The organism is Streptomyces sp. MBT65, assembly GCF_016612545.1.
Lineage (GTDB): Bacteria > Actinomycetota > Actinomycetes > Streptomycetales > Streptomycetaceae > Streptomyces.
On record NZ_JAENRY010000515.1, the window covers coordinates 1 to 3,122 of the forward strand.

Genomic DNA, 3,122 nt, shown 5'->3' on the forward strand with positions numbered 1-3,122 from the left:
CACAGCAGGAGCCATACGGCCCAGGCGCTGGCGGTCGGCTTCTGGGCCGTATGGCTCCTGCTGTGCGCCCTCGTGAACGCGGCCGTGGTCGGCGCCCTGGTGAAGAGATCCGCGACGACCACCGCGCCGAGGAAAACGGCCCCGGCCTCTCCCGTCCGCACTCGCGCCCGCACCCTGCTCGCACCCGCCGTGGACAACTGGCTCGCGCGTGGGTATCTCGCCCTGGTCGCCGCGGCGTTGACGTTCTTCCTGTACGCCGCGTACGTGTCGCCGGACCCGGGTTTCGCCGCCATCTGGCCGGTCATGACGACGGCCCCCCTCGGCATGCTCGCCTTCTTCGTGTCGATCCCGGCGGAGTTCACCTCGCTCGCCTGGCTGAACCCGCTGCTCTTCACCGCCGCCACGGCCCTGTGCGGGCTGGGCAACGCCGTACTGCTCGGCCGGCTCGCCCACCGGCTCCGGGCGCGGGAGGCGTACCCGGCCACCTGACGGGGAGGGAACCGCACACCCCGCCAAACCCGACTATCGTCGAGCGAACCATGAACCACGCCCAGCAGACCGCCCTCGGCCGCGCCCTCCGTCTCCTCGGGGAGCACGGTGAGGCGCTCACCTCCGACACCCCCGACGCCCGGCTGCACGAGGTCAAGGCGGATCTCAAGCGCGCCCTGGACCTGCTGGACGACACCGTCAGCGGCGGCGCGCCGACCACCCGCTGCCTGGAGCATCCGAACGGCCCGGTCGACGCCGACGCCCCGGACCTCTGCCTGCTCTGCGAGACCCGGCGCCGCGCGGCCCGCCGTTCCGAGATCAACGGCCCCGGCGCGACCCGGCCCACCGACACCACCCCCTCCCGCTACGGCGTCCGCGAGGACCGCCCGCAGGCCCAGCAGCGCTGGCTCCCCGAGCTGTGGAACGGCCAGGCCTGGCAGCTCTGCGGCACCCCGCGCCGCGACCGCCACGAGGCCGAGCTGTACCTCGCCGCCCAGCGACGCGGTTCGCGGCCCGCGATGGCGTACCGGCTCGTGCACGAGTTCACCGACTACGAGGTGCTGCGTGTCTGGGGCACACCGGTGCACGTGGACATCGAGCCGCTGGGGAATCTCTGACATGGGCCCGCTGGCGTGGAGCGCGGATGTGGTGGACGGGCTCAAGTGGTGGCAGCGGGTGGTGCTGGCCCTGTGCCTGTGCGCGCTCGCGCTGCCGCTGTGGTTCGCCGCGAGGAACGTCCACCGGTTCGTCGACGGCGACCGGACGATCACCGAGGGATACGTCCACTGCGACTGGGCCGGCCCCTGCACAGGCACCTGGCGGCTGCCCGACGGACAGCAAGGGCGCGGGGAGATAGAGGGGTTGAACTTCGCGTACGACGAGGAGCAGGTGACGGGGATACGGCTCTACGCCGGCCGGGACTGGGCCGTGACCGACCGCTCCGACCTGGCCTTCCACGCGGCCTACGAGTTCGCGGGCGCCGCGATCGGCGTGCTGGTGGTCCTCTCGATCGCCTGGGTCAGGTCCCGCTAGCCGCGCTCCCGTTCACTGTTCCCGTTCCCTCTCGACGATCAACCGGGTCCGCTCCGCGTCCAGTTGGTACACCGTCTCGTGTGCCCGTGGGTCCCGCGCGTGCAGGGTGTGGAACATCGGCCCGGTCTCACCGCCGAGTTCGACCCGCGAGGCCGAGGCGCCCCGCACCGCCCTCTCCGTGCCGTACGCCGTCGTCAGGTCGATCCGGTTGACGACCCCCGGCGTGACCCACACCGGCGTCGCCTCCAGGAAGCCGAAGAGCTGGAGGTGGAAGTGCCCGGTGAGCACGACCCGTACGTCGCTCCCCCGGATCGCGTCCGCCAACTCCCCCGGGTTCAGCAGCCCGAAGGCCCGCTGGGACGGCACGTCGAGGGCGATGGGCGGGTGGTGGAAGGCCAGGACCGTCCCGTTCCCGAACGGCGTGCTCAACTCCTCCTTCAGCCAGTCCAGTTGGGCACCGCTCAGCCGCCCGTACACCTTTCCCGGCACCAGTGAGTCGAGCGTGATGAACCGATACCCGCCCACGTCGCTCACGGCCGCGCAGGCGAACTCCACGGGAAACACGGCGGAGACGACCCGGTCCGTACCGTCGGCGGCCAGGTGCCCGCTCCCCAACACCTTCCCGAACGCCTCGCGTTCGTCATGATTACCGGTCGTGTAGAAGACCGGCACCCCGCCCATCCGCAGCGCGAAGCCCCCGACCAGCTCCCGCACGGCCGTATACGCCTCCACCGCCCCGTCGTTGGCGAGGTCCCCGGTGACGACGATCGCGTCCACTCCGCGCTGGTGGCGCAGCTCGGCCAGCATCAGCCGCAGGGAGTCGGTGGCGTTGACGCCGTTGCGGTTGGGGGCGTCGGTGCGTTCCAGGTGGGTGTCGGACAGGTGGAGAATTCTCATGTTCCGGCACGCTAGCCCGAGTTGAGACCCTCACCAAGAGCCACGGCTCAACGGGTGGCCGCCGCCCGCCACATCGTCGTGACCACCTGACCGCCGGCGGTGACGATCTCGTCGCGCGCCACGAACCCGACACTCTCGTACCGCTTGTTGTTGGCCGGGTTGGTCGACTCCAGATACACGGGGGCGCCGAGCGCGTCGATCCGGGCAAGCCCCTCCGTCACCAGGCCCATGCCCAGGCCCTTGCCCCGATGGTCGGCGTGCGTGCCGAGGATCGTCAGGTAGAAGAACGGCTCGGCGGGATGCACCGCCTCGAACTGCTCCCCCACCACCGTGATCGCGCGGGCGGTTCCCGCATCCGTGACCCCCGCCAGCCGCCCCTCAAGCCCCGCGGCCTCCTCCTCGGTCAACTCGACCCCGCCCGGCGGAATGAAGACCGCCGCGGCCTCCACCTCCGGCGTCACCAGCGTCCAGGGATAGCGCAGCGCGGAACCGGCATAGACCCGCCACATCACGGCCGCCTGCTCCGCCCGCCGCCGCTCGTCCGGAAACGCGGGCCCCCACACGGGGTCGTACAGAAAGGCGCTGGTGAAGGTCGCGACGATGGCGTCCAGATCGGCGCGGGTCGCTACGCGGGAGGCTGAGGTCATACGACTCACGGTACGCATCACCCCCGGCCCGGCATCACCCCCCGACCCGTCCGCCAC

General features: G+C 71.5%; 5 protein-coding genes. 3 read left to right on the plus strand and 2 right to left on the minus strand.

Annotated elements, in window-relative coordinates; genetic code table 11:
• The 3 genes from JHN63_RS49445 to JHN63_RS49455 all read left to right on the plus strand — a co-directional run.
• The coding region (locus JHN63_RS49445; protein ID WP_374223029.1) for an SCO4225 family membrane protein at nt 1–489 on the plus strand (489 nt) is incomplete at its 5' end.
• A gap of 50 nt (nt 490–539) precedes the next feature.
• Nucleotides 540–1,106, plus strand: a complete 567-nt coding sequence (locus JHN63_RS49450; protein ID WP_200691687.1) for a hypothetical protein — start codon at nt 540–542, stop codon at nt 1,104–1,106.
• A gap of 1 nt (nt 1,107) precedes the next feature.
• Nucleotides 1,108–1,521 (plus strand): hypothetical protein, encoded by a 414-nt coding sequence (locus JHN63_RS49455; protein WP_200691688.1) that lies wholly within the window; start codon nt 1,108–1,110, stop codon nt 1,519–1,521.
• Nucleotides 1,522–1,533: 12 nt separating this feature from the next.
• Here the strand turns inward: JHN63_RS49455 and JHN63_RS49460 are convergent, their stop codons facing one another.
• Both JHN63_RS49460 and JHN63_RS49465 read right to left on the minus strand, forming a co-directional pair.
• Complete coding sequence (locus JHN63_RS49460; RefSeq protein ID WP_200691689.1) at nt 1,534–2,418, minus strand: metallophosphoesterase; 885 nt, start codon at nt 2,416–2,418, stop codon at nt 1,534–1,536.
• Nucleotides 2,419–2,465: 47 nt separating this feature from the next.
• Nucleotides 2,466–3,065, minus strand: a complete 600-nt coding sequence (locus JHN63_RS49465; RefSeq protein WP_200691690.1) for an N-acetyltransferase — start codon at nt 3,063–3,065, stop codon at nt 2,466–2,468.
• Nucleotides 3,066–3,122: the final 57 nt, after the last annotated feature.